16 protein-coding genes, 1 pseudogene and 1 riboswitch are annotated in these 22,552 nt (G+C 33.5%); of the genes and pseudogenes, 15 read left to right on the plus strand and 2 right to left on the minus strand.

The window, feature by feature from the left end:
* The first annotated feature begins 8 nt into the window (after window positions 1-8).
* The 13 genes and pseudogenes from ACWM35_RS20580 to ACWM35_RS20640 all read left to right on the plus strand — a co-directional run bounded on the left by ACWM35_RS20580 (window position 9) and on the right by ACWM35_RS20640 (window position 17,339).
* Window positions 9-662 (plus strand): sugar transferase, encoded by a 654-nt coding sequence (locus ACWM35_RS20580; RefSeq protein WP_454820777.1) that lies wholly within the window; start codon window positions 9-11, stop codon window positions 660-662.
* 283 nt (window positions 663-945) lie between these two features.
* Window positions 946-1,956: a GDP-mannose 4,6-dehydratase gene (gene gmd / locus ACWM35_RS20585; protein ID WP_454820753.1), complete on the plus strand. Its 1,011-nt coding sequence runs from the start codon at window positions 946-948 to the stop codon at window positions 1,954-1,956.
* Window positions 1,957-2,007: 51 nt separating this feature from the next.
* Window positions 2,008-2,937 (plus strand): GDP-mannose 4,6-dehydratase, encoded by a 930-nt coding sequence (locus tag ACWM35_RS20590; RefSeq protein WP_454820754.1) that lies wholly within the window; start codon window positions 2,008-2,010, stop codon window positions 2,935-2,937.
* Between the two features lie 10 nt (window positions 2,938-2,947).
* Window positions 2,948-4,078: a glycosyltransferase gene (locus tag ACWM35_RS20595; protein ID WP_454820755.1), complete on the plus strand. Its 1,131-nt coding sequence runs from the start codon at window positions 2,948-2,950 to the stop codon at window positions 4,076-4,078.
* A gap of 210 nt (window positions 4,079-4,288) precedes the next feature.
* Window positions 4,289-5,416, plus strand: coding sequence for a glycosyltransferase family 4 protein (locus ACWM35_RS20600; protein WP_454820756.1), 1,128 nt, complete (start codon window positions 4,289-4,291; stop codon window positions 5,414-5,416).
* 54 nt (window positions 5,417-5,470) lie between these two features.
* Window positions 5,471-6,688 carry a glycosyltransferase gene (locus ACWM35_RS20605; protein ID WP_454820757.1) on the plus strand — a complete coding sequence of 406 codons (1,218 nt, stop codon included), beginning with the start codon at window positions 5,471-5,473 and terminating at the stop codon, window positions 6,686-6,688.
* A 34-nt stretch (window positions 6,689-6,722) separates the two neighbouring features.
* Entirely contained in the window at window positions 6,723-7,988 is a 1,266-nt protein-coding gene (locus tag ACWM35_RS20610) for an O-antigen ligase family protein (protein WP_454820758.1), read from the plus strand.
* Between the two features lies 1 nt (window position 7,989).
* On the plus strand, window positions 7,990-9,513 hold the full coding sequence (locus tag ACWM35_RS20615) for a lipopolysaccharide biosynthesis protein (RefSeq protein ID WP_454820759.1): 1,524 nt from the start codon (window positions 7,990-7,992) through the stop codon (window positions 9,511-9,513).
* Window positions 9,514-10,121: 608 nt separating this feature from the next.
* Complete coding sequence (locus ACWM35_RS20620; RefSeq protein WP_454820760.1) at window positions 10,122-11,195, plus strand: glycosyltransferase family 4 protein; 1,074 nt, start codon at window positions 10,122-10,124, stop codon at window positions 11,193-11,195.
* A gap of 343 nt (window positions 11,196-11,538) precedes the next feature.
* Entirely contained in the window at window positions 11,539-12,909 is a 1,371-nt protein-coding gene (locus tag ACWM35_RS20625) for a UDP-glucose dehydrogenase family protein (RefSeq protein ID WP_454820761.1), read from the plus strand.
* On the plus strand, window positions 12,890-13,921 hold the full coding sequence (locus ACWM35_RS20630; RefSeq protein WP_454820762.1) for an SDR family NAD(P)-dependent oxidoreductase: 1,032 nt from the start codon (window positions 12,890-12,892) through the stop codon (window positions 13,919-13,921). The genes ACWM35_RS20625 and ACWM35_RS20630 overlap by 20 nt, the downstream gene beginning before the upstream one ends.
* A 195-nt stretch (window positions 13,922-14,116) precedes the next feature.
* On the plus strand, window positions 14,117-15,493 hold the full coding sequence (locus tag ACWM35_RS20635) for a sugar phosphate nucleotidyltransferase (protein ID WP_454820763.1): 1,377 nt from the start codon (window positions 14,117-14,119) through the stop codon (window positions 15,491-15,493).
* Window positions 15,494-15,586: 93 nt separating this feature from the next.
* A pseudogene (locus ACWM35_RS20640) lies at window positions 15,587-17,339 on the plus strand (phospho-sugar mutase).
* 384 nt (window positions 17,340-17,723) lie between these two features.
* Here the strand turns inward: ACWM35_RS20640 and ACWM35_RS20645 are convergent.
* A complete protein-coding gene (locus ACWM35_RS20645; RefSeq protein WP_454820764.1) occupies window positions 17,724-18,731 on the minus strand; it encodes an LCP family protein in 1,008 nt (335 codons plus the stop codon).
* A 1,082-nt stretch (window positions 18,732-19,813) separates the two neighbouring features.
* Here ACWM35_RS20645 and ACWM35_RS20650 point away from each other — a divergent pair.
* Window positions 19,814-20,854 (plus strand): acyltransferase family protein, encoded by a 1,041-nt coding sequence (locus tag ACWM35_RS20650; RefSeq protein ID WP_454820765.1) that lies wholly within the window; start codon window positions 19,814-19,816, stop codon window positions 20,852-20,854.
* Between the two features lie 1,012 nt (window positions 20,855-21,866).
* A riboswitch (cyclic di-GMP riboswitch) is annotated at window positions 21,867-21,949 on the plus strand.
* Window positions 21,950-21,998: 49 nt separating this feature from the next.
* A complete protein-coding gene (locus tag ACWM35_RS20655; RefSeq protein WP_454820766.1) occupies window positions 21,999-22,133 on the plus strand; it encodes a hypothetical protein in 135 nt (44 codons plus the stop codon).
* Between the two features lie 337 nt (window positions 22,134-22,470).
* On the opposite strand, the gene ACWM35_RS20660 is transcribed toward ACWM35_RS20655, so the two are convergent.
* Complete coding sequence (locus tag ACWM35_RS20660; RefSeq protein WP_454820779.1) at window positions 22,471-22,551, minus strand: IS3 family transposase; 81 nt, start codon at window positions 22,549-22,551, stop codon at window positions 22,471-22,473.
* Window position 22,552: the final 1 nt, after the last annotated feature.

Consider the following 22,552-nt stretch of genomic DNA (forward strand, 5'->3'; position numbering starts at 1 on the left):
ATCAAGAAGTGGCTTATTTAGAAAAGCAGAATGTACAAATTCAAGTCAACGATGGAAAAGCCTATCTACTAACGAAAAGAATGATTGATATTATTGGTGCATCATGTGGAATTATCCTATTAGGTATTCTGTTTATAATCGTTGCCGTTTTTATCAAATTCGAAGATCCAAAAGGCTCCGTTTTCTTCTCACAAAAACGTGTCGGGTTATATGGAAAGGAATTTAAAATGTACAAATTCCGATCGATGATATCGAATGCAGAAGAAAAGTTGGCAGAATTATTGAAGTACAATGAAATAAATGGTGCTATGTTTAAAATGAAAGAAGATCCGCGAATTACAAAGGTTGGGAAGTTTATCCGGAAAACAAGCATTGACGAACTACCACAACTATTTAATGTCTTAAAAGGAGATATGAGTTTGGTGGGACCACGTCCACCTCTTCCAAGAGAAGTTGAACTTTACACTTTGTATGACAAACAAAGACTAATAGTAACACCAGGATGCACTGGATTATGGCAGGTGAGTGGAAGGAATAGCCTTAGTTTTGAAGATATGGTGGAACTAGATCTTAAATATATTCAAATAAGGTCAATAAGATATGATTTTAAGATTATTATTAAAACGGTTCTTGTATTATTCGGTTCAAAAGATGCATTTTAAAGAAACTTTGAGGTAAAATGTTGATTTTTTAAACATTATAAAAATTGTATTTGAGATTACAGGAGTATTTTTTGTAAAGGTAAGATTCAATTTAAGATATTCCTCTACTCATTTTGAGGGGACCATTCCAAACAACAATTTGGTGATAATATTGGAATAATATAAATTTAAAACAAAAACTGTAGAATATGGTAGACCCAAATTTGTAAACACTAAGGGTTAAATTAATAAGTTTGTAACATTTATTTATAATAGATATTAAAAATTAAGGAGAGAAAATACTATGAAAAAGGCATTAATAACTGGAATTACAGGACAGGATGGATCATACTTAGCCGAACTACTTTTGGATAAGGGCTATGAAGTCTATGGTATTATGAGAAGAAAAAGTACTGTGGATTATGGAAATATTGAGCATTTGAAAGATAAAGTTACTTTGCTTTACGCAGATATGACTGACATTGTATCCTTGGTTTCAGCTATGAAGATTTCTCAAGCTGATGAAGTTTACAATCTAGCTGCACAGTCGTTTGTTGGGACTTCTTGGGATACACCTGTTGGTACTGCGGAGATCGATGCTATAGGTGTAACTAATATACTGGAAGCAATTCGAATCGTTAAACCGGAAGCACGTTTCTATCAAGCATCAACAAGTGAAATGTTTGGACTTGTTCAGGCGATTCCTCAGAAAGAAACCACGCCATTCTATCCAAGAAGCCCTTATGGAGTGGCTAAGCTATATGGCCACTGGATTACAAAGAATTATCGTGAAAGTTATGATATGTATGCGTGTTCGGGTATCCTTTTTAACCACGAGTCTGAGAGGCGTGGGGAAGAATTTGTAACAAGAAAGATCACTATGGGTGTTGCAAAGATTAAGAAGGGCCTTCAGGATTGTTTAGAACTTGGAAATATGTCTGCAAAGCGGGACTGGGGACATGCAATGGACTATGTTAACGCAATGTGGTTAATGCTTCAGCAGGATACTCCAGATGATTATGTTATTTCTACAGGTGAAACCCATGAAGTTAGAGATTTTGTCACTCTTGCTTTTAAAGCTGCAGAAATGGAAATTGAGTGGAAGGGCGAGGGTATTGAAGAAGTAGCCGTTCTCAAAGATTCAGGAAAAGTTGTTGTTAAAGTAAATCCACAATTTTTTAGACCTGCTGAAGTAGAAATATTGATTGGAGATTGCAGCAAAGCACAGGAGAAACTTGGTTGGGTTAGAAATGTCAGTTACGAAGAACTTGTTACAAGAATGGTTAAAAATGACTTGGAACTATTAAATAAATAACTTTCCCTAGATTTATTCAATGCAATAATATTATAGAGGGGGTGTTTATGAGTGAAAAAAGTATTGATATATGGTGTTAGTGGGTTTGTTGGTTCATATTTAGTAAAAGAATTTGCCTCAAATGGTTACAAGGTATATGGTAGTAGTCCGAGAAAAACTGACTCCCTTCCTAAGGATATAGAATTTGAGGAAGTTGACATATTAGATGCAGAGACCGTAAAAAGGCAAATCCTGAGTATTCAACCAACTCATATAGTAAATCTTGCAGCAATCAGTAATGTAGGATTATCTTGGGAAAATCCACAACTGACAGTTTCGGTAAATGTTAATGGAACCTTAAATATTCTGGAGGCTGCCAGACAATGTGAAGTTTTACCAAAAATTCTTTTAATTGGCTCAAGTGAGGAGTATGCTATTTCCAACAAACCAATCGATGAAAGTTATGAGTTAAATGCAAATAATCCATATGGATTATCTAAAATGATGCAAGAAAAGTTTTCAAAAATATATCAATTGCGTTATGGCATGAAAATTTATCATGTTCGACCATTCAACCACACCGGCGTGGGACAGTCTGATACATTTGTTATTCCAAGTTGGTGCAAACAGATAGCAGAAATAGAGAAGAGCGGCAAGCCGGGTACTATATATGTAGGAAACTTATCTGTCGAGCGTGATTTCGGAAATGTGAAAGATGTTGTTCGTGCCTATCGGATGGTGATCGAAAGTAATAATTATGAGAATATCTATAACGTTGGTACAGGTAATGCAGTATCATTGAAAGAAATGTTGAACTATATTATTTCTTTAAGTCATCAGCATGTCTCTGTTGAGATTGACAAAGATAGATTCAGGCCCACTGATAACCCGGTTATTTGTTGTGATAACAGCTTTATTAAAGCAGAAATTGGATGGGTACCACAGAATAGCATTTTTGATACTGTAAGAGAAATATATGAATATTATTTGGAACTTGTGTAGGAGATGCATAATGAAAGTAGCGATTGTACATGATTGGTTGCCATTTATGGGTGGCGCGGAAAACGTTTTAGGAAATCTTCATGAGGTTTTCCCAGATGCACCTATATACACCAGTATATGTAATAAAAATAAGATTGATGGGCCACTGAAAGAAGCAAGGATAATTACCTCTCATCTTCAAAAGAGAGGAAAAGAGATAAAAAATCATAGGCTTCTATTTCCGTTTATGCCTACAGCATTGGAACATTTCAATTTAAATGATTTTGATATTGTTATTAGCAGTAGCTCTGCGGTTGGAAAATCTGTAATTACAAATCCAGATACCCTTCATATCTGTTATTGTAATACACCAATGCGCTACGGATGGGAGTTTATGCACGATTATATTGGGCCCCTTACAGGAAAAGGTGCATTTAAGCACAAGATTATGGCATATCTAATGACATTTATGCGGGTCTGGGATTATTCTAACTCCGCTCGCGTTGATGTTTACGTTGCAAATTCAGTCAATGTTGCAAAGAGGATAAAAAAACATTATCGTAGAGATTCTTATGTTATTCATCCGCCAGTTAGATGCGATATGTTTAATCTATCAACAACAGATGAGGATTATTTTCTATGCGTATCCAGATTGCAAGAGTATAAGCGAATTGATATTGCAGTTGAAGCATGCACAAAGCTTAATCTACCTTTAGTTGTAATCGGTGACGGACCGCAAAGGAAGATGCTAGAAAAAATAGCTGGTCCAACAGTTAAATTCCTTGGAAGAGTATCTGATGAGGTCATTAGGGAACATTACTCGAAATGTAGGGCCTTTCTATTCCCTGGAGAGGAAGATTACGGCATCACGCCACTAGAGGCACAGGCAAGTGGAAGACCTGTTATCGCATTTGCTAAAGGAGGAGCCCTTGAAACAGTAATTGATGGGGAAACAGGGATTTTTTTCCCTGAACAGAATGTTGAATCGCTTATTGATGCCATTCGAAAATTTGAGACGATTGATTTTATCAAAGAGGATCTCCGGGAGCATGCGCATAAATTTGACCAGAGTATTTTCAAGAAAACAATAAAAGAATTTGTGGAAGAACAGTATGAGCTATTCCAAGGACGTAAGACGGATGGAATAATAACATTATTCTGAGTTTACTTTCTTTCGCAATAATCGAAGTATTGCGAGGAAATAATATGAAATGTTTTTTGACTGTCACAGACGATTATATTTTTTATGAAAATAACTGTATTATGTTTATTATGAAGTCACTTTAGAGATCGGACTATAATTATGAATTTTAAAAGTATCCTTGAAATAACATTTAAATCATTTAGAATTTAGTTAAATAGGAGTAATTCTATGAAGATAGGTATAGACGCAAGAGTTTTTACTGGAAAGCATTTTACTGGAGTTTCCAGAAGTGTATATGAAGTTATCAAAGTATGGATTAAAGAGTATCCGCAGCATGATTATTATTTATTTTCGAGATATCCAATTAATTTAGATTTTGATCTACCACCTAATTGGCATATAGTTAATGATCCTTGGATTATAGACAAGGGAAAATTGTGGTCACTTTTTAAACTCCCCGAGTTAATAGACAAATTAGATCTAGATGTCTTTTGGGGAACAAACTATGTCCTACCACGTAAAAATAATAGAACAAAATACTTTGTCACTATATATGATTTGGCACTGTTTAAGTTTAAAGGTATAAGTGCTACAAGCAATACAATACGGCAGAAGCTTTTTACGAAATCTGCATGCAAAAAAGCCGATAAGATTATTGCAATTTCAGAAGCAACTGCAAACGATATTGTTAGTTTATTTAATATTTCTCCTAAAAAGATTTGTGTGAGTTATTGTGGAGGTATGCCATCTGATTTTGCAAAGTGTACTGTTGATATAGATAGCGTGAACCCTATGATAGTGTTTCCGGAGAAATATTTTCTATTTGTTAGCACTATTGAACCGAGAAAAAACATTCCTACAATTATTAAGGCATTTGAAAAATATATAGATGATACTAATTCGGATATGAAGTTGGTTATTGCAGGGAGAATAGGATGGAAATGTGAAGAAACGTTTCAAACAATTGAAAACTGCAAATATAAAAACAGAATTGTTTTGCCTGGATTTATAACAGATATTGAAAAGTCCTATCTGCTGTCAAATGCAAGCGTGTTTTTATATCCATCGTTATATGAGGGATTCGGAATACCAATTTTAGAGGCGATGGAATACAATGTACCAGTTATAACAACTAAAATTTCTTCAATGCCAGAAGTCGGTGGAGATGGTGCGTTTTATATTGATAATCCATTAGACTATGTTTCACTTGCGAACAGAATGAATGAAGTAATGTCGTTGGGAGAAGAAAGAATAGAATGCATTAATCTTATGCAAAGGCAACTTAAAAAATTCTCTTGGAAGAAGAACGCCAGAGAGTTAATGTGCATTTTTGAACATGGAAACTTAGAAAATTAATCTTATATAGAAAAGCTATCCTTTTTGGCATAGAAACAAAGGGGAAAATAATATATGAAAATACTTGTAATAAATCAATTGTATAAAATGGGTGGGTCCGAAGTACAGACCTTAAGAGAAATTGAAGTACTTCGTGCTCACGGCCATGATGTATACCACATTACTTTTGATGCAACTCTTCCGGATGGTAATGCTACTGAAGATCCTCAACATTATAATATAGTACCTAAAGATAATAAATATCAGAACTGGCATGTCAAAAGGATAAAGAGATTTTTTATTAACAAGAACTTATTAAATGTTGTGAATACATTAATTCGACGGATTTCTCCTGAAGCAATACATCTCAATAATATTCATTACGAGCCAATAACTGTATATAAAGCAATAGAACCATATCCTGCGTTACAGACTATTCGGGATTTTGGAGCTATTTGTCCTAATGGATTAGGTGTGAACAAGAGTTATCAGCCGTGTAAAGGATATCTTCATTGTAATTGTATTAAAGAGTGTGCACCAAAAGGTAAACGACAAAGAATGTACTTCTGGATGGATAAGCAGTACCTAATAAGACAAAATAATGTTAGGAAAAAGTCGATAAATCGCTTCATCTCTCCAAGCCAGTCTTTAACAAATTTCTGTACCGCTAATGGAATACCGACGGAATGCTTAAATAATTCATTTGATTTTTCTTTATTAAATAATTTTAAAAAAGAAGAGTACAGTTCACACAAAATTTATCTTTACTATGGACTTGTTGCCAAACATAAAGGTGTAATGCAGCTAATAGAGGCATTTAAAAAATTCTCAGAAGGAAAAGATGTTGAGCTTCAGATAATAGGTAAGATCGAACAAGGATTTGAAGATCAGTTTAAAAATAAAATTATTAATTCTGACAGTATTAAATATCTTGGCGTAATGAAATATGCTGATATAATCAAGCATTTAGAAAAGGTCTATTCTGTAGTTGTACCTTCATTGTGGCTAGAGAACTATCCGAATACAGCATTAGAAGGGTTAGCTACCCAATGTTTAGTGATAGGTGCAAATCGTGGTGGCATCCCCGAATTGATTGCGGATGATCGATTTGTTTTTAATGTACTAGATATAAATGAAATAATTAGTGCCTTTGAAAACACTTATTCCTTAAGTCAGGAAGAATACGAGAGAGTAACCATGGAAAATTATTTAAGAGTAACCAAGCAGAATTCATTAGAAATTTACTATAATCGAATTATATACCAGTTTGATCAGATTTTAAAAGAAGTTTAGATATATCGGACGGATTCGGTTAAGGGGAATATAAATGTCATCAGGATATGATTTCAAAATTAAAAAAAGCTCATTAGTTCGATTAATTATGGAATTTACGATTTTGTTTTATTTAATTGTAAGCTTCTTGTTTTCAACTAATACCAATATTAATAGGATTTCTTTGTGTTTATTAATAATAGGTGTAATGATTGGTGTATTAAGTAATAGAGTGAAAGTTGTACTTAAAGGAAATGTTGTTTGGTATGCAACGTTCGTAGCTATTTCTCTATTATCATCCACATGGGCGATAGATAAATTTTATAGCTTACAGGTGATCCATATTTTAATTCCATTATTAATAAGCCTTTTTTGCTTTAGTCTTTATATTGATTCATTAGATAAATGGTTTCGTTTTTTAAAGATTTATCTCTTGGTTCAGTTTATCGTCGCAATTTATGTACTGGTAACAAACCCCACAAGTAATTATGGAACACAGGACTTTGGCATTAGTACAGGGTTTTATTTTAATAATATTGCTCAAAGCCTAGCATTTGCAGTAATTGGATTAATATTTCTATTTATAAAAGAAGCCAAATTGCTTTATATTATGATGGCTATTCCTATGGTAATGACAATAGCCTTTTCTGGATCACGAAAAGCAATTTTAATTTTAGTAATTGGATCCCTATTATTTATTTTTCTTATGAAAGGGCAAACTCTAAAAAAGCTACTTATGATAGGGGGCGCTTTTTTATTATTTATTTTTTCATATCATTTAATTATGACAAATGATTCTTTGTATGAACTAATAGGAAGTAGATTGTATATTGTATTCTCAATTTTTGATTCATCTATACAGAAGGATACAAGTGCAACTGAACGTTTGTTTTTTATAGATACCGGTTTAAAAATATTTGAAAGTCATCCAATAATTGGGGTTGGAATAAATAATTTTAAAGTATACCTCCTAAATATAGGATATGCAAATGCGGTTTACGCACATAATAATTTTATTGAATTGCTCAGTGATGTTGGAATTGTTGGTTTTTTAATTTATTATTCTTTATATTTAAAAATGCTTTTTACGGGTGTATGTAGATTAATAAAGCCCATTTCTAAGGAATCTGAAAAAAAGAACAATATTAATCTTTATACAGTGTTAATATTAGTTTTTTTAATTGTTTTGGAATATGGAAATGTAACCTACTATTTCATTCAATATCAATATTTATTGTTCATTGTATATAGTTATAATAATATCACAAAAAAAATTAACCGAAATGTAGTTTCAGTTCCTGTTGGTTTAAAACGGAGATAATATGCGATTAAAAAAAAGTATAAAAAATATTATGTTTTCGTTGATCTATTACTTTGTTAACGTCATTAGTACTTTTGTTATTCGTAAAGTGCTAATAATAACTATCGGGATACAAGGCGTAGGTTTGAATAGCCTTTTTAATGAAGTTATTATGATGTTATCCTTGGCCGAGATGGGCGTTGGAACAGCAATTATTTATAGTTTATATAAGCCTTTGGCTGAAAACAATCAACAAAAAGTAAAAGAGCTTATGAACTTATTTCGTAAGGCCTATTTGACTATTGCTGGGATTGTAATAATTATCGGGCTCTCTTTGGTTCCATTTATTCATTTGATTGTAAAAGAGACGGGGTATAATGATAATTACATTAAGTATATATTTATTTTATTTGTTGCTCAATCTGCTATATCATACTGCTTTGCCTATAAACGTTCCTTATTAATTGCAGATCAACGAACCTATATTTCTGCAACAGTAGATGCTGCATTTAAACTAATTAGTGTTGTCTCGAGTATAAGTATACTCTGGCTTTCTAATCGTTTCGATGCTTTTCTATATTCTTTAATTTTCTGGTCACTTTTAAATAATATCTGGGTTGCACGGAAAACTAATACATTATATCCTTACTTGAAAGGAAATAAAGAAATTCTACCTAGAAAAGAAAAAAGGAAGGTTTTTCAAAACGTAAAAGACCTATTTATAAGTAGAGTTTCTGGAACAGTTACTAACTCAACGGATAATGTTTTGATTTCTGTGTTTGTAAATACAATCGAGGTTGGTATTTATTCTAATTATGCGTTAATTATTAATGCCTTTAAACAAGCATTGGTACAATTTGATATTGCTTTACAAGGAAGCGTTGGAAACTTATATGCGGAAGGAAATACAGATCAAACAATAAATGTACTAAAAAAGCTTACTTATATTTATTTTGTACTTGCGACGGTATTTTGCACAAGCTATATCAGTTCAGGCACATCATTTGTTAGTGCAATATTTGGAGATACTTATCAACTCACTATGCCTGTATTATTATTAACTGCGGTGAATCTCTATTTTCATGCAGTTAGGGGTCCAGTATGGCAGGTAATTTCTGTTTCAGGATTATTCAAACAGGATAAATATATTGCTATTCTCGGTACAATTGTTAACTTGATAGTATCAGTTATCATGGGATGGCGCTATGGAGTATTTGGGATTTTCCTTGGAACCACCTGTACGTACATTATACAGTTATGCCTGAAAATATTACTGATTTTTAAGTTTGGGTTTGCCAGAAGTTATATACCATTTTTGCAGTATTGGTTTGGACATTTTACTGGATTCCTTTTGATTTCATCTGTTTCCTATATTTTAGCTTCCAGAATTGAAACCGGAAATTATTTATTGAATTTCTTTTTACAAGGAGTTATAGCTTTTACTTTTTCGTTGATAGCTATCATTATTTTTACATTTAAAACAGATGAATTTAAATATTTTTATTCCCTATTTACAAAAACTTTCATATTAAAGAAGAAGGTCTAAACTTTAGTGTTGAGAAGTCTAGATTTGTTTTTTCCAAAATGTATCAAAGGAAAAAATACCTTAAAGATCACAAAGTTCTTTAGGCACCCCCATAGTTGTTAGACAATATTCATTTGTGAACTATCCAATGGGAGAAAGACCTGCTCTATATTTTTCTGTTGGCTACAAAAAAGGCTGAATTAATATTTCTTGGTGATTACGGGCATTGTGTAAATTCAATACCGTTTTTCCTAAAGTTAATAAAGGGAAAGATTGTCATCCGGAATATATAATTACCCACTATGTAATACTTAGTGGGTAATTATACTTGGTGGTGACATCAAAATCTAAGTGCGAAGAAGGTAGTCTGATAGTAGGAAATCCCTCATGTGTTAAAAGAAACTATAATTTTAAAACTCTTAAGGTTGAGGAAATTATAGTTGAATATAAATTATATAAACCGCGAGCATTTTATTAAATTTCAAAATGTTAAAACCTTTCTACAATCTTTAACTCTGAGAAAGGTATTTATTCCAATGTTAGAAAATTCAAAGTATTTAAATAACTAAGGTTTAATTAATTATTTCAATACTATTACTAAATAATGAATCTGGTAAGGAAAATGTTGAATGTCAAAAATTAAAAAGATATATATTAATGGCCGCTTTCTTTCTCAAAAATTAACTGGAGTCCAACGAGTTGCTATTGAACTAACAAAACAATTAGATTTAATTAATGGCTTAAATGTCACAATTTTACTACCTAAAAATGCTGAAATAAGTATTGGAAACTTCAAAAATATTAAAATAAAAAAAGTTGGATTCTTAAAAGGGCACTTATGGGAGCAAATTGAGTTGCCTTTTTATTGTACAGACGGATTCTTATTAAACTTTTGTAATACTGCACCTATCTTAAAGAAAATGCAAACTGTAATTATTCATGATGCTGCAGTTTTTTCGGTTCCAAATGCTTATTCAATTACTTTTAGAATATGGTATAAATTCCTGTTTTCCATCTTATTCCGTAAATTGAAGATAATCATTACAGACTCTCATTTTTCGAAAAGAGAGCTAGTTAAGCATTTGAAAGTGGAAGATGAGAAAATATCCATTATATCTTTAGGCAAGGATCATTTTAGCCAATTAAATGCAAATAATGAAGTTGTTTCAAAATATAATCTTATTCAGCCATATTTTTTTGCGGTAAGCAGTCTCCACCCTAATAAGAATTTTAAAGTAATTTTACAAGCAATTGAATTATTAGATATTGATACCTTTGAAATTGTAATTGCCGGTGGGGCGAATCCTAAAATCTTTCATAATAGCATTAATATGGACCAAGATAAGGTGAAATATTTAGGCTATGTAAGTGATGAGGATTTAAAGGGGCTTTATAAAAATGCATTTGCCTTTATTTTTCCATCAATTTATGAAGGTTTTGGATTACCCCCTATAGAAGCTATGGATTCAGGGTGCCCAGTTATTGCATCCACTTATGCTTCAATACCAGAGGTTTGCGGCGAGGCTGCAATATATTTCGACCCTAAAGACCCTAGCGATCTAGCCGATAAGATGATTCAATTGCTTTCAAATGAAAATTTGCATAGTGATTTAAAACGAAGAGGTTTGGATCACTCCAATAAATACACTTGGGATTTATCCTTACAAAAATTACTTGAAGTGTTAAATATTAAAACTAGGTGAGTAAATTTGAATATTGTTTTGGGTGAAAATAATTAATGCAGCGAAATTTGTGCATAAGGCTAAAATTTTCACCTTTTTCAGGGGGTGTCTTGGTTAAACTCATTTGAGTTCGTTGCATCTTTAATAGGTCTTGAAAATGTTAAAGAACATCTTTGAATAGAAAAGAATTGACTCGGGATAAATGCAGCAGCGGTGATTTGGGATGTTGAACAGAATATTATATATTTCTTAAAATTTCCTCGAACACTTATTTATAGAGGAGTTTTTTTTCTTTTTTTCTCTTATACTCCTCAAGAATTATATTTTATAATAATCTAATTTAATTATATTTGGGGGCATTTTTATGTATAAAATAGCGGTAGCTGGTACGGGCTATGTCGGCTTAGTAGCGGGTGTTTGTTTTGCTGAAGTTGGGCATCAAGTTACCTGTGTTGATATTGATGAAAGCAAAGTGATTATGATGAGTCAAGGTTTATCTCCAATATATGAAGAAGGTCTTGAGGAATTAATGCAGAAGAATAATGCAGCAGGAAGACTTGATTATACAACTGACTACCATTCAGCTTACAAGGATGCAGACGTAATATTTATAGGTGTCGGTACACCTGAGCAGCCAGATGGTTCTGCCAACCTTACCTATATAGCTACTGTTGCAAGGCAAATTGCCGAATCAATTGAAAAGGATTGCCTTGTAGTTGTAAAATCTACCGTTCCAGTAGGGACAAATGATAAGGTTGAACAGTTTATCAATGACTTTTTGGTAAAGGACGTTAAAGTAGAAGTAGCATCCAACCCGGAATTTTTAGCACAAGGTTCTGCTGTGCATGATACACTTCATGCGGAAAGAATCATTATTGGTTCGGAAAGTAAATGGGCAGAGCAACTTTTGAAAGATATTTATGAGCCATTTCATTTACCTATTGTTTCTGTCAATAGAAGATCAGCTGAAATGATTAAATATGCTTCAAATGATTTTCTTGCACTTAAAATTTCCTATATGAATGATATAGCCAATCTTTGCGAATTGGTTGGAGCAGATATCCAAGATGTCGCAAAAGGGATGAGTTTTGACAAACGTATTGGAGAAAAGTTTTTAAATGCAGGAATCGGTTTTGGTGGTTCATGCTTTCCTAAGGATACAAAAGCACTTGAATATATTGCTAGACAGAATGGTTACGATCTAAAAACAGTTAAAGCTGCTATAGATGTGAATACAGAACAAAAAACTATGTTATATAAGAAGGCTAGCAAAAGGCTTATCACTCTTAATGGACTTAAAGTTGCCATTTTAGGATTGACATTTAAACCAGGTACGGATGATTTAAGGGAAGCTGCCTCCCTTGAGAATGTACCGCTATTACTAGAGCAAGGTGCAGATATCTATGCCTATGATCCGGTAGGAGCTTTTAACTTTGCCAAAGTTTATCCGGAGGGAAAGAATGGAAAAGGCTCAATTACCTACGCAAACAATGCTGAAGAGGCTTTAGAAGGCGCAAATGTTTGTTTTATTTTTACTGAATGGGGAGAAATTAAAGCAATAGCGCCAGAATCTTATAAGAAGTTAATGAGAACTCCTTTAGTATATGACGGAAGAAACATTTACAGGCTAGATGATATGGGATTGGCTGGTGTGGAGTATCATTCAATTGGGAGAAAATCCATCACTAGAGAAGGATCAAAGGAGTCGAGAAGTCTTGAACTACAAACTAATTGATACTGGAAAAACATATCTTGTTACCGGGTCGGCAGGATTTATTGGATTTTATTTATCTAAAAAATTACTGGAGCAGGGCTGTAAGGTAATTGGCATTGATAATATGAATAACTACTATGATGTGAATCTTAAATATGCCCGTTTGGAAAAGCTGAAACCATATGAGAAGTTCACCTTTATCAAGGGCGATATTTCTGACAAGGAAATGGTTTCGAAGACCTTTGAAGAGTTTAAGCCTAATGTGGTTGTAAATTTAGCTGCACAAGCAGGCGTACGTTATTCTATTGAGAATCCAGATGTTTATATTCAAAGCAATGTGATTGGTTTTTATAATATCTTGGAAGCATGCCGTCATAATCCAGTTGATCATCTTGTTTATGCTTCATCCAGTTCCGTGTATGGTGCAAACAAAAAAGTGCCATTTGAAGAAACCGATTCTGTGGATACGCCTGTTTCACTTTATGCTGCCACGAAGAAATCAAATGAACTTATGGCTTATACCTACAGTCATTTATATAAAATACCAGCTACTGGATTACGTTTCTTCACAGTCTACGGACCAATGGGACGCCCAGATATGGCCTATTTTGGATTTACCGATAAGTATTTTTCCCGTGAGCCGATTAGGATTTTCAACAATGGTGATTTTGAAAACGACCTATATCGGGATTTTACTTATATTGATGACATTATTGAAGGAATAGAACGTCTCCTTTCCAATCCATTAGTTGGTGAAAACAAAGTTCCTCATAGAGTATATAACATAGGAAATAACAGTCCTGAGAAATTGATGGTATTTATCGACGCACTTGAGAAGGCATTAAGCAATTCTCTAGGTAAAGAAATACAGTTCGAAAAATTATTTGAGCCAATCAAGCCGGGTGATGTACCTGCCACCTTTGCTTCGACAGAACTTTTAGAACAAGCCATAGGATTTAAACCAAAAACACCTATTAAGGAAGGTTTACAAAAGTTTGCCGATTGGTATGTAGATTATTATAAAAAGAAGTAAAAAGGTTATGGGGATGATTACTTATCACCCCCCATAACCTTTTTAACACTTTAGCTATTACAACTTTTCTCTTAAATTTATAAAACTTTGAAGTTTGAATATCTAATTGATATGTTTATATTTCTTATTAATCAATTAATATACTATTATTGTACAATCTAATCTAATTATATTTGCATTAAGAGGAGGCCCAAGATGAAATTAGTTTTACTATCCGGAGGTTCAGGGAAAAGGCTTTGGCCATTATCAAATGACGCTAGATCTAAGCAGTTTTTGAAAGTATTGCGTAATGAAAAAAATGAATTACAATCTATGGTCCAGAGAGTATGGAGTCAATTAGATAAATTAGGCTTAGCAGAGTCAGCTGTTATTGCTACAAGCAAAACACAAGTAGAAATGATACAAAGTCAAGTTGGAAAAGATGTCTCAATTATAATTGAACCGGAAAGACGAGATACTTTCCCAGCTATTGCATTAGCAGCAACATATCTTTTTTCTCATGAAAATACCGCTCGTGATGAGGTTATTGGAGTATTACCTGTAGATCCATTTGTTGAGGATTCCTTCTTTGCTAGATTACTTGATTTAGAGGAAGTATTAAAATCTAATAATGCAGACTTGGCATTAATGGGTGTTAAACCAACATTTCCTTCAGAAAAGTATGGATATATTGTGCCAAATGTTGATCAATCAACTGTTGAAGTGGTAAAAGTAAGCCACTTCAAAGAGAAACCTAAAATGGAAGAAGCACGGGAGCTGTTAAACCAAAAAGCGCTTTGGAACTGTGGAGTATTTGCGTTTAAATTAGATAGGATAATTACTTTACTTGAGGAAAAAGGATTACCAACAAATTATGATGAACTATTAGCAAATTATTCACTTCTACCTAAAATTAGTTTTGATTATGAAGTTGTAGAGAAAACAAAGGATATTGTCGCAATTCCGTATGGGGGTAGTTGGAAAGACCTAGGTACATGGAATACCCTAACCGAAGAAATGGGAACGAATATAATTGGGAAAGCAAAAGCTAGTTATGATTCAGAGAATACTCATATAGTGAATGAATTAGATATACCTATTGCAGTTCTTGGTTTATCTAATGTTCTAGTAGCTGCTAGTCCTGATGGAATCTTAGTAACAGACAAGGATGCAAGTCCTCGAGTAAAAGAAATAATTGGGGACATAGATCAACGACCAATGTATGAGGACAGACGTTGGGGTTGGTATAGGGTTCTCGAGCATACTAAATATGATGAGGATTATGAGGTTTTAACAAAACGTATCAATGTTTCTGCAGGTAAGAATTTAAGTTATCACTATCATAATCATCGTCGAGAAGTTTGGAGCATTGTCAAAGGTGAAGGTGTCCTTCTTTTAAATGATGAGTTTAGGGTGATTAGACATGGAGATGTGGTAGAAATCCCTGTTGGAACGAAGCACGCTGTTAAAGCAGTAACAGATTTAGAATTTATAGAAGTGCAGACTGGTACTCAGTTAGTTGAAGAGGATAATCATAGGCTTCAATTAGCATGGGATGAAATTGAAGAATCTGCTTACGCTTTGAGTAAATAGAAGTTTTGGGCTACTAATTCAAGTAGTCCTTTTTTATTTTTTAAAAAATTTTAATAAACATAATGTTAGCAACTAGAAGAGGAGAAGGTAAAATTGACATGGCACAAAGTAGTAACAAAGTGGCTTTCTTATGAATCATTAGATTTTGAGTTAAAGGTAAAATTGATTCAGGCAGAGAAAGACAATAAATTATTAGAGGACTATTTCTATAAACACCTTGAATTTGGTACAGGTGGTATTCGCGGAGAGATAGGTCCTTGGTATTAATCGACTTAATATTTATACCATCAGGAGGGCCGCTGAGGGACTTGCATGGTACATTTTAGATCAAGGTGAAGAGGCAAAACAACGAGGTGTTGTTATAGCCTATGATTCCCGTCATAAATCTCCATAGTTTGCATTAGAGGTTGCAAAAACGGTTGGCAAGCATGGAATTAAATCTTACGTATTTGATGAGCTACGGCCAACACCAGTGTTATCTTTTACAGTGCGCTATTTACAAGCATATTCCGGAGTTGCTATTACTGCCAGTCATAATCCCCCTGAATACAATGGCTTTAAAGTGTATGGTGAAGATGGCGGTCAGATTCCTCCTGAAGCTGCAGACAACATTATATATTATGTTAATGCTGTGAAAAACGAGCTAACTGTGGATGTAACAGATGAATAGGAATTAATTTCAAATGGACTACTAACTTATGTTGGTACTGAGATTGATAAGGCTTATATAGAACAACTAAAAACACTTCAATTAAATCCTAAATCGGTGATGGCTGTTGCTAATGAGTTAAAGATTGTCTTCTCTCCATTACATGGTACTGGTAACAAACCTGTACGTGAAGGTCTCAAGGCATTTGGCTTTGAGAATGTCATTGTGGTAAAAGAGCAAGAGATGCCTGATACCAACTTTTCTACTGTAAAATCACCGAATCCAGAAGAGCATGCTGCCTTTGAAATTGCTATTAAATATGGAGAAAAGGTAGATGCTGATCTCTTAATGGCAACTGATCCTGATGCTGATCGCTTAGGTGTTGCCGTGAAAAATTCGGATGGAGAATATGTTGTTTTAACGGGTAATCAAATGGGTGCTTTAATGCTTGAGTATTTATTATTTCAAAAACAAGCAAAAGGAATTCTTCCTTATAATGGGGTAGTAATTAAAACTATTGTTACTTCAGAAATTGGAAGAGTAATTGCTAGGCAGTATGGAGTTAATGCATTAGATACATTAACTGGATTTAAATTCATCGGGGAAAAAATAAAGGAATTTGAGAAGACTGGTGAGAACACCTTCTTATTTGGTTACGAAGAAAGTTATGGTTATTTAATTGGAGACTTTGTTCGTGATAAGGATGCTGTTCAATCAGCGATATTTGCTGCTGAAGTGGCTGCTTATTATAAAACAAATGGTATGACCATGTATGATGGATTATTATCTATTTTTGAAAAGTACGGTTTTTATCAAGAGTCCCTACAGTCAATTACACTAAAGGGTAAAGATGGGGCAGGACAAATTGCAGGTTTAATGGAGGTATTTAGAGGTGAAAGATTAAAAGAATTGTCTGGTATCAAGGTAACTGCAATCGAAGATTATCAAAATTCAACTCGTTATGAAAATGATTTTGAAAGTCTTATAGATTTACCAAAATCTAATGTATTGAAATATCATTTGGCGGATGGTTCTTGGTTTTGTCTCCGTCCATCAGGTACAGAACCAAAAGCTAAATTTTACTTTGGCGTGAAGGGAGTATCAATGGACGATAGTCAAGAAAAGCTTTCTGTACTCCAAAATGCTGTCATGCTTAAGGTAAATGAAATATTAGCTAAAGATAAATTGCACTATTGATACATAGTGTTTGTATTTTGATAATAATAATTGAATCAGGGCTATTATATACAGTCATGGGTAAAAATCAAAAATCTGGTGCCCGTCACTCTCCGATTGCTTAGACTGTGTGGAATGGCAATCTTTATTTTGCCCAACTACCTTATATCACAGGAGAAAACACGGCGTAAGTGATTAAAAGGCTGCTATTTCTATCTAATGTCCTGGAGTCTCCATCGTTTATGCCATCATCGATGGATTGTGTTCGGAAGAGTTGCCGCTTTTTGTGATGTCATGCTTGATTCCTTTGGAGTCATACCGGTTTGTTAATCATGTTATTCATTCATAAGATAAGGAAAGCAAAACAATTTATATTTAAAATCCCCATGGAACCCTCCATGGGGATTAGTTTGTTATTGCCTTTAATGTAAAATAAGTATCCGCCAATTCTTGAATTTGCTGTTCATCTAAAATAATTTGAGAATTGTTAGCCTTTAGAATGTCATCATAGAGCGACTGACCTTTTCCGAGTAATTGATGATAGGTTAATTGTTTATCAGGATTGAAATCTTTCCCAGTAAGGCCGAAACTCAGCATATCAGAAGTAGACATATTTGTAGCCACGATAAACTCAGGAATTGAGTTGATTAAATCTGGTAAACTGCTGATATTTTTAGGAGAGAGAGCTTTTTTCGCAATTCCTTTTAACGCCTCTACCTGCAACTGCTGACGGCCATATTCACCACTAGATAGAGAATAACGTTCATGGACAATCTCCGTAACCATTTTTCCATCAAAGGAATGGGTACCGGCCGTGATGGTTTTATCCTTATTTGCAGGGTACCATGGATGAGTGATTTTGACATCAAATGGGACATTCATTTCGATCCCATCAACGGCATCAACTAATGATTGAAAGCCTGTGTAATTGGTTTCCACATAATAATTTATCGGGACACCCATCAACTCCCCGACGGCTTTTACAGCTGACTCTATTCCTTCTTTTGACCCTTTTTTCGCTTGCGTGATATATTGGACACTCGTTAGTTTCGTATATCCATAGCCGTCTAAATGAACACGGGTATCGCGTGGAATGCTTACAGCATGATATTGATTCTTATTCATATCAACATGAACAAGGATCATTGAGTCAGAATGTCCGGCTTTTTGCCCTTTTCTTTGATCGGAACCAATTAATAATAGATTAAATACAGGTTCCTTCACTTCTATCGCTTTTTCCTCAAGTTTAGATTCGCTACTGTTATTTTTACCTGAGCTTATTATAGGAACTGTTTTAAAATGATTTTTCGGCTGTAATTGGTAGTATTCATATCCAATAAAAGCAGTTAAAATAAGTATAATTCCTAATACACTAAATCCAAAGACTTTCCATTTCTTCTTTTTTTTCTGCATTTCTTCCTCCAGTTAATTTTCAAGGGATTTAACAATGGTGCTATTTTACTATTATTGGATAGAGGTTTCAATAGAAAAATGGTGGGAATATCTAACACCTAGTAGTAAAGGTGGATACATAACGACCGAAGAACGGTGAATCGTTGAATGGAATGAGGATAGCGCTTTGGGGAGTATACCTATTTACTATAATTGCTGTAATAAAGAGTTTACTTGAGGTGAAAAACGAGTAACTGGCCATATTCCAAATACGACTAGTTACTCGATTTATGCTTATTGAAATTATATACTTTAATGATGATTTTTATCCACCCGAAAACTGCCTTCCACAAAGGAACACTAAGAGAAGTACCTCACATTAGACCTGCTAAAAAATTCCCCTGTTCGTCCATCTAAATCCACTCCTTTGATTTAGATGCAGTTGTAAATAGATTTATATATATAATTGAAAGCGATTTCTATTGCAATAAGTTAAATTACTTAATTATCTAGTTATTGGTAGAGTTTGGTTCAGTTTGGAATTTGGTCTATGGCTAACCTATAACTATTATCGAAATAATAAGAATTATATTAATAAAGCTGTATATAGAAAAAATACACAATTCGACAAAATTCTCACGACACTTTCAAATATATACAAATAAAGTTAAGCAAAATTCTCTATTAGAATCTGTATGTGAAACAGAATTTGCTTTTGCTTATTTCAAAGATAAAAGAAATCGCTGTGGAGGTTTCCGAGATTGAGTGGACGGACACCGATTATTCGGGGCTGTTATCGAGTTTTTTCAATCAAATATTCTATACGGAATATAGCTTGAATTCGGAGAACCTTCGGTAAAATGAGGAGTCAAACAAATACTTATTTTATAACTTCATGATATCCTCAACTAAGATATTGTTAAAAACTCCGAATGTCAACATATATAATGTTACCGTAATTGACAGCGGGCAATTAGTTATAGTGGCACAATAACCTTTTTCCCACACCTAATAATTTCCATATTGCTATAGTTTTGCACTTTAAAATATAGTAGAATAATAATGTTGTTACAAGATTACATGTATGGAAAAGGGGAAAATACGTGATTAACACAAAATCAAGGTTGACTGAGCTTGATGTTCTTCGTGGTCTGGCAGCCCTAGCAGTGGTATTGTATCATTATACAACTAGATTTAATGAGCTTTTTCCATCCGTTAGGGAAGCCAATAACTTTGATTTCAAGTTTGGTTTTTTGGGAGTGCAGTTGTTTTTTATTATAAGCGGGTTCGTCATAATTATGACTTTGGAAAGAAGTAAGAATGTTAAGGATTTTGCATTCAAGAGAGCGATAAGGTTGTACCCGGCATATATTACCGGGGTGATTTTAACCTTTATTTTGGTTAGTTTGTACGGATTAGATGGTCGTGAAGTGAGTGTTTCCAATGCGATAATAAATCTCACGATGCTACAAGGAATAATTCCAGGAGTTGTACCTGCTGTTGATGGGGTTTACTGGAGCTTAACAGTTGAATTGATTTTTTATTTGATAATGGGGTTTTTATTTGTAGTTCGTTTTACTGAAATAATTGAAATACCCCTTGTTTTATGGTTAATTATTTCTGCTATCGTGAGAGCACTGGCGATGAATTTTGATATTCCCTTAATTAACATCGTTCAATTTTACGGTTTAATGAGCTATTGTAACTTATTTATAGCAGGAATTATGTTTTATAAACTTACCAGACATAACAAAATACAGTATCACTTGATAATTGTTGCTTGTGTATTATACGACTTTGTCTTCAATGGTTTAATTACTGGATCAGCAGTATTAGTTTTCTTAGTTGTTTTTTATGCATTAATTAATGGAAAGTTGAAATTTATAAACTTTAAACCCCTTATTTTCCTTGGAACAATTTCTTACAGCTTATATTTAGTTCATCAAAATATCGGGTACATTATCTTAGATGTTTTAGGGAGTTTTGGACTAACAAATGAGATTTTCATAATAATCCCGATTGCGATATCAATTGGTTTTGCGTCTTTGATCACTTTTTATGTTGAAAAGCCGATTCAAAATATCATGAAAAGAAACGGAAATAAAAATAAACCTATTAAAACCAAGGAGACCGTAGCATCATAAATGTAATATTCGGAACCAATTTTGACGTAATACCATTGCACTAGCGAGGGTATTAACACATTTTAGAGTAAAATTAAAAATCCTAAAATATCCAATTTATTCTGTTATTACTTGCGGATATTGGATTTCTTTTACATTAATAAAAGATACTACTAGTAACTGCATTTATTAAATTGTGAAACGCAACAGGAGGAAAAAATGAGCAGAAAAAATAGGCGGAAAAATGCACTCAGGAGTAAAGAGGGATACCTGACGGCGAAAGAACGGAAAATTGTTGAATGGTACGAGAATAAGCGCATAGAAGTTAAGTAGAAGGAATTCAGTCTTTATGCAGCTAAATGATGATTATGGGAAGTTCGCTAAAGGCTGTTTATGGGGAATTTTCCTGTCTGTCATCTTATGGGGTTTACTCCTATTTACTGTTTTTGCGTTCAAGAAGTATAAATTGTAAAAAAGAGTAAATGGTCATGATCGAAATTGGCCATTTACTCTTTTAAGTTTATAAGATTATAAAAATATATGTAATACTTTAATGAATATTTTGATCCACCCAAAAACTGCCATCCACAAAGGAACACTAAGAGAAGTACCCCACATTAAACCAGCTAAAAAATTTCCCTGTTCGTCCATCCCATTCACTCCCTTTGTTAAAGATGCAGTTTCAACTAGATTTATATAAATATAAATGAAAGCGTTTCCGATCACAATAAGTTAAATTACTTATTTTTCCTTTTATTTCTAGAAAATCATGCTTATTAGGAGAATGGTAGTATGACTAACCTAACATCATTTTCTAAATAATCCAAACTATAGAAATGATTTTACAATAAAATGCATTAACTGTATACAGAAAATAATACATAATTCGACAAAATTTTCTTTTTGTAATAGAAATATGACATGAGTTTATAGTGATTTGTCGAATGATATAAGTATTTATATGAAATAACCGTAAATAGGTTAATAGCGCTATTTATATTAGTAATTTATGGTATAATATGAACACATAGTTCGTACGAAAGGGCAAATCCATTGAAAGATGGTGGCGCAAAGCTATAGGGGCTAAGGTTTTTACTATGCCAGCCAGATGCCGAATATGATCACCTTCCTACGAATTATGAATGAACCAATAGGAGGGGAACCTATGCTGTTACTATTAACAGGTTTATTTGTCGGTTCATTCGCTTCGCTCATGATCATGAGTCTGATGATCGCCGCGAAAAGAGGGGACGAACTACAGGAGAAGCATATTAAAAATGAAGCCGCTTTCAATCAGTAAGTAAAACTTTTTGAAGGGATTCCTGTGGGAGTCCTTTTTTGATTTGTTGTTCTGGATTCTTTCTGCCTGCCTTGTAAATAGAAGTGAGGAAAAGAAATAGGGAAGTGGATACCGTTTTTTTTCTAGAATGGAAATAGGATATTAAATACAATGAATTAACATGTTTTCACCTTAATATGGGTGCCTGTCACTCCTCGTAGTTTTTCGATTATTGAAGTGTATCTAGATGCTAAAAATATCATCTTTCTAATAATTAAACCAAAGGAAAGCCGGGATACCAGAAAACATGAAATGAAGTGCCCCCCGTCAAGTAGACAGCGGAAATAAATAAAACACACTAAGCGGCATTAGCCCTGTATTCTAAGGGACTAAGGCCGTTTAGTCTTTTTTGTAATCGTTCATGATTATAAAATTGTATG

Source organism: Neobacillus sp. K501 (assembly GCF_053749995.1).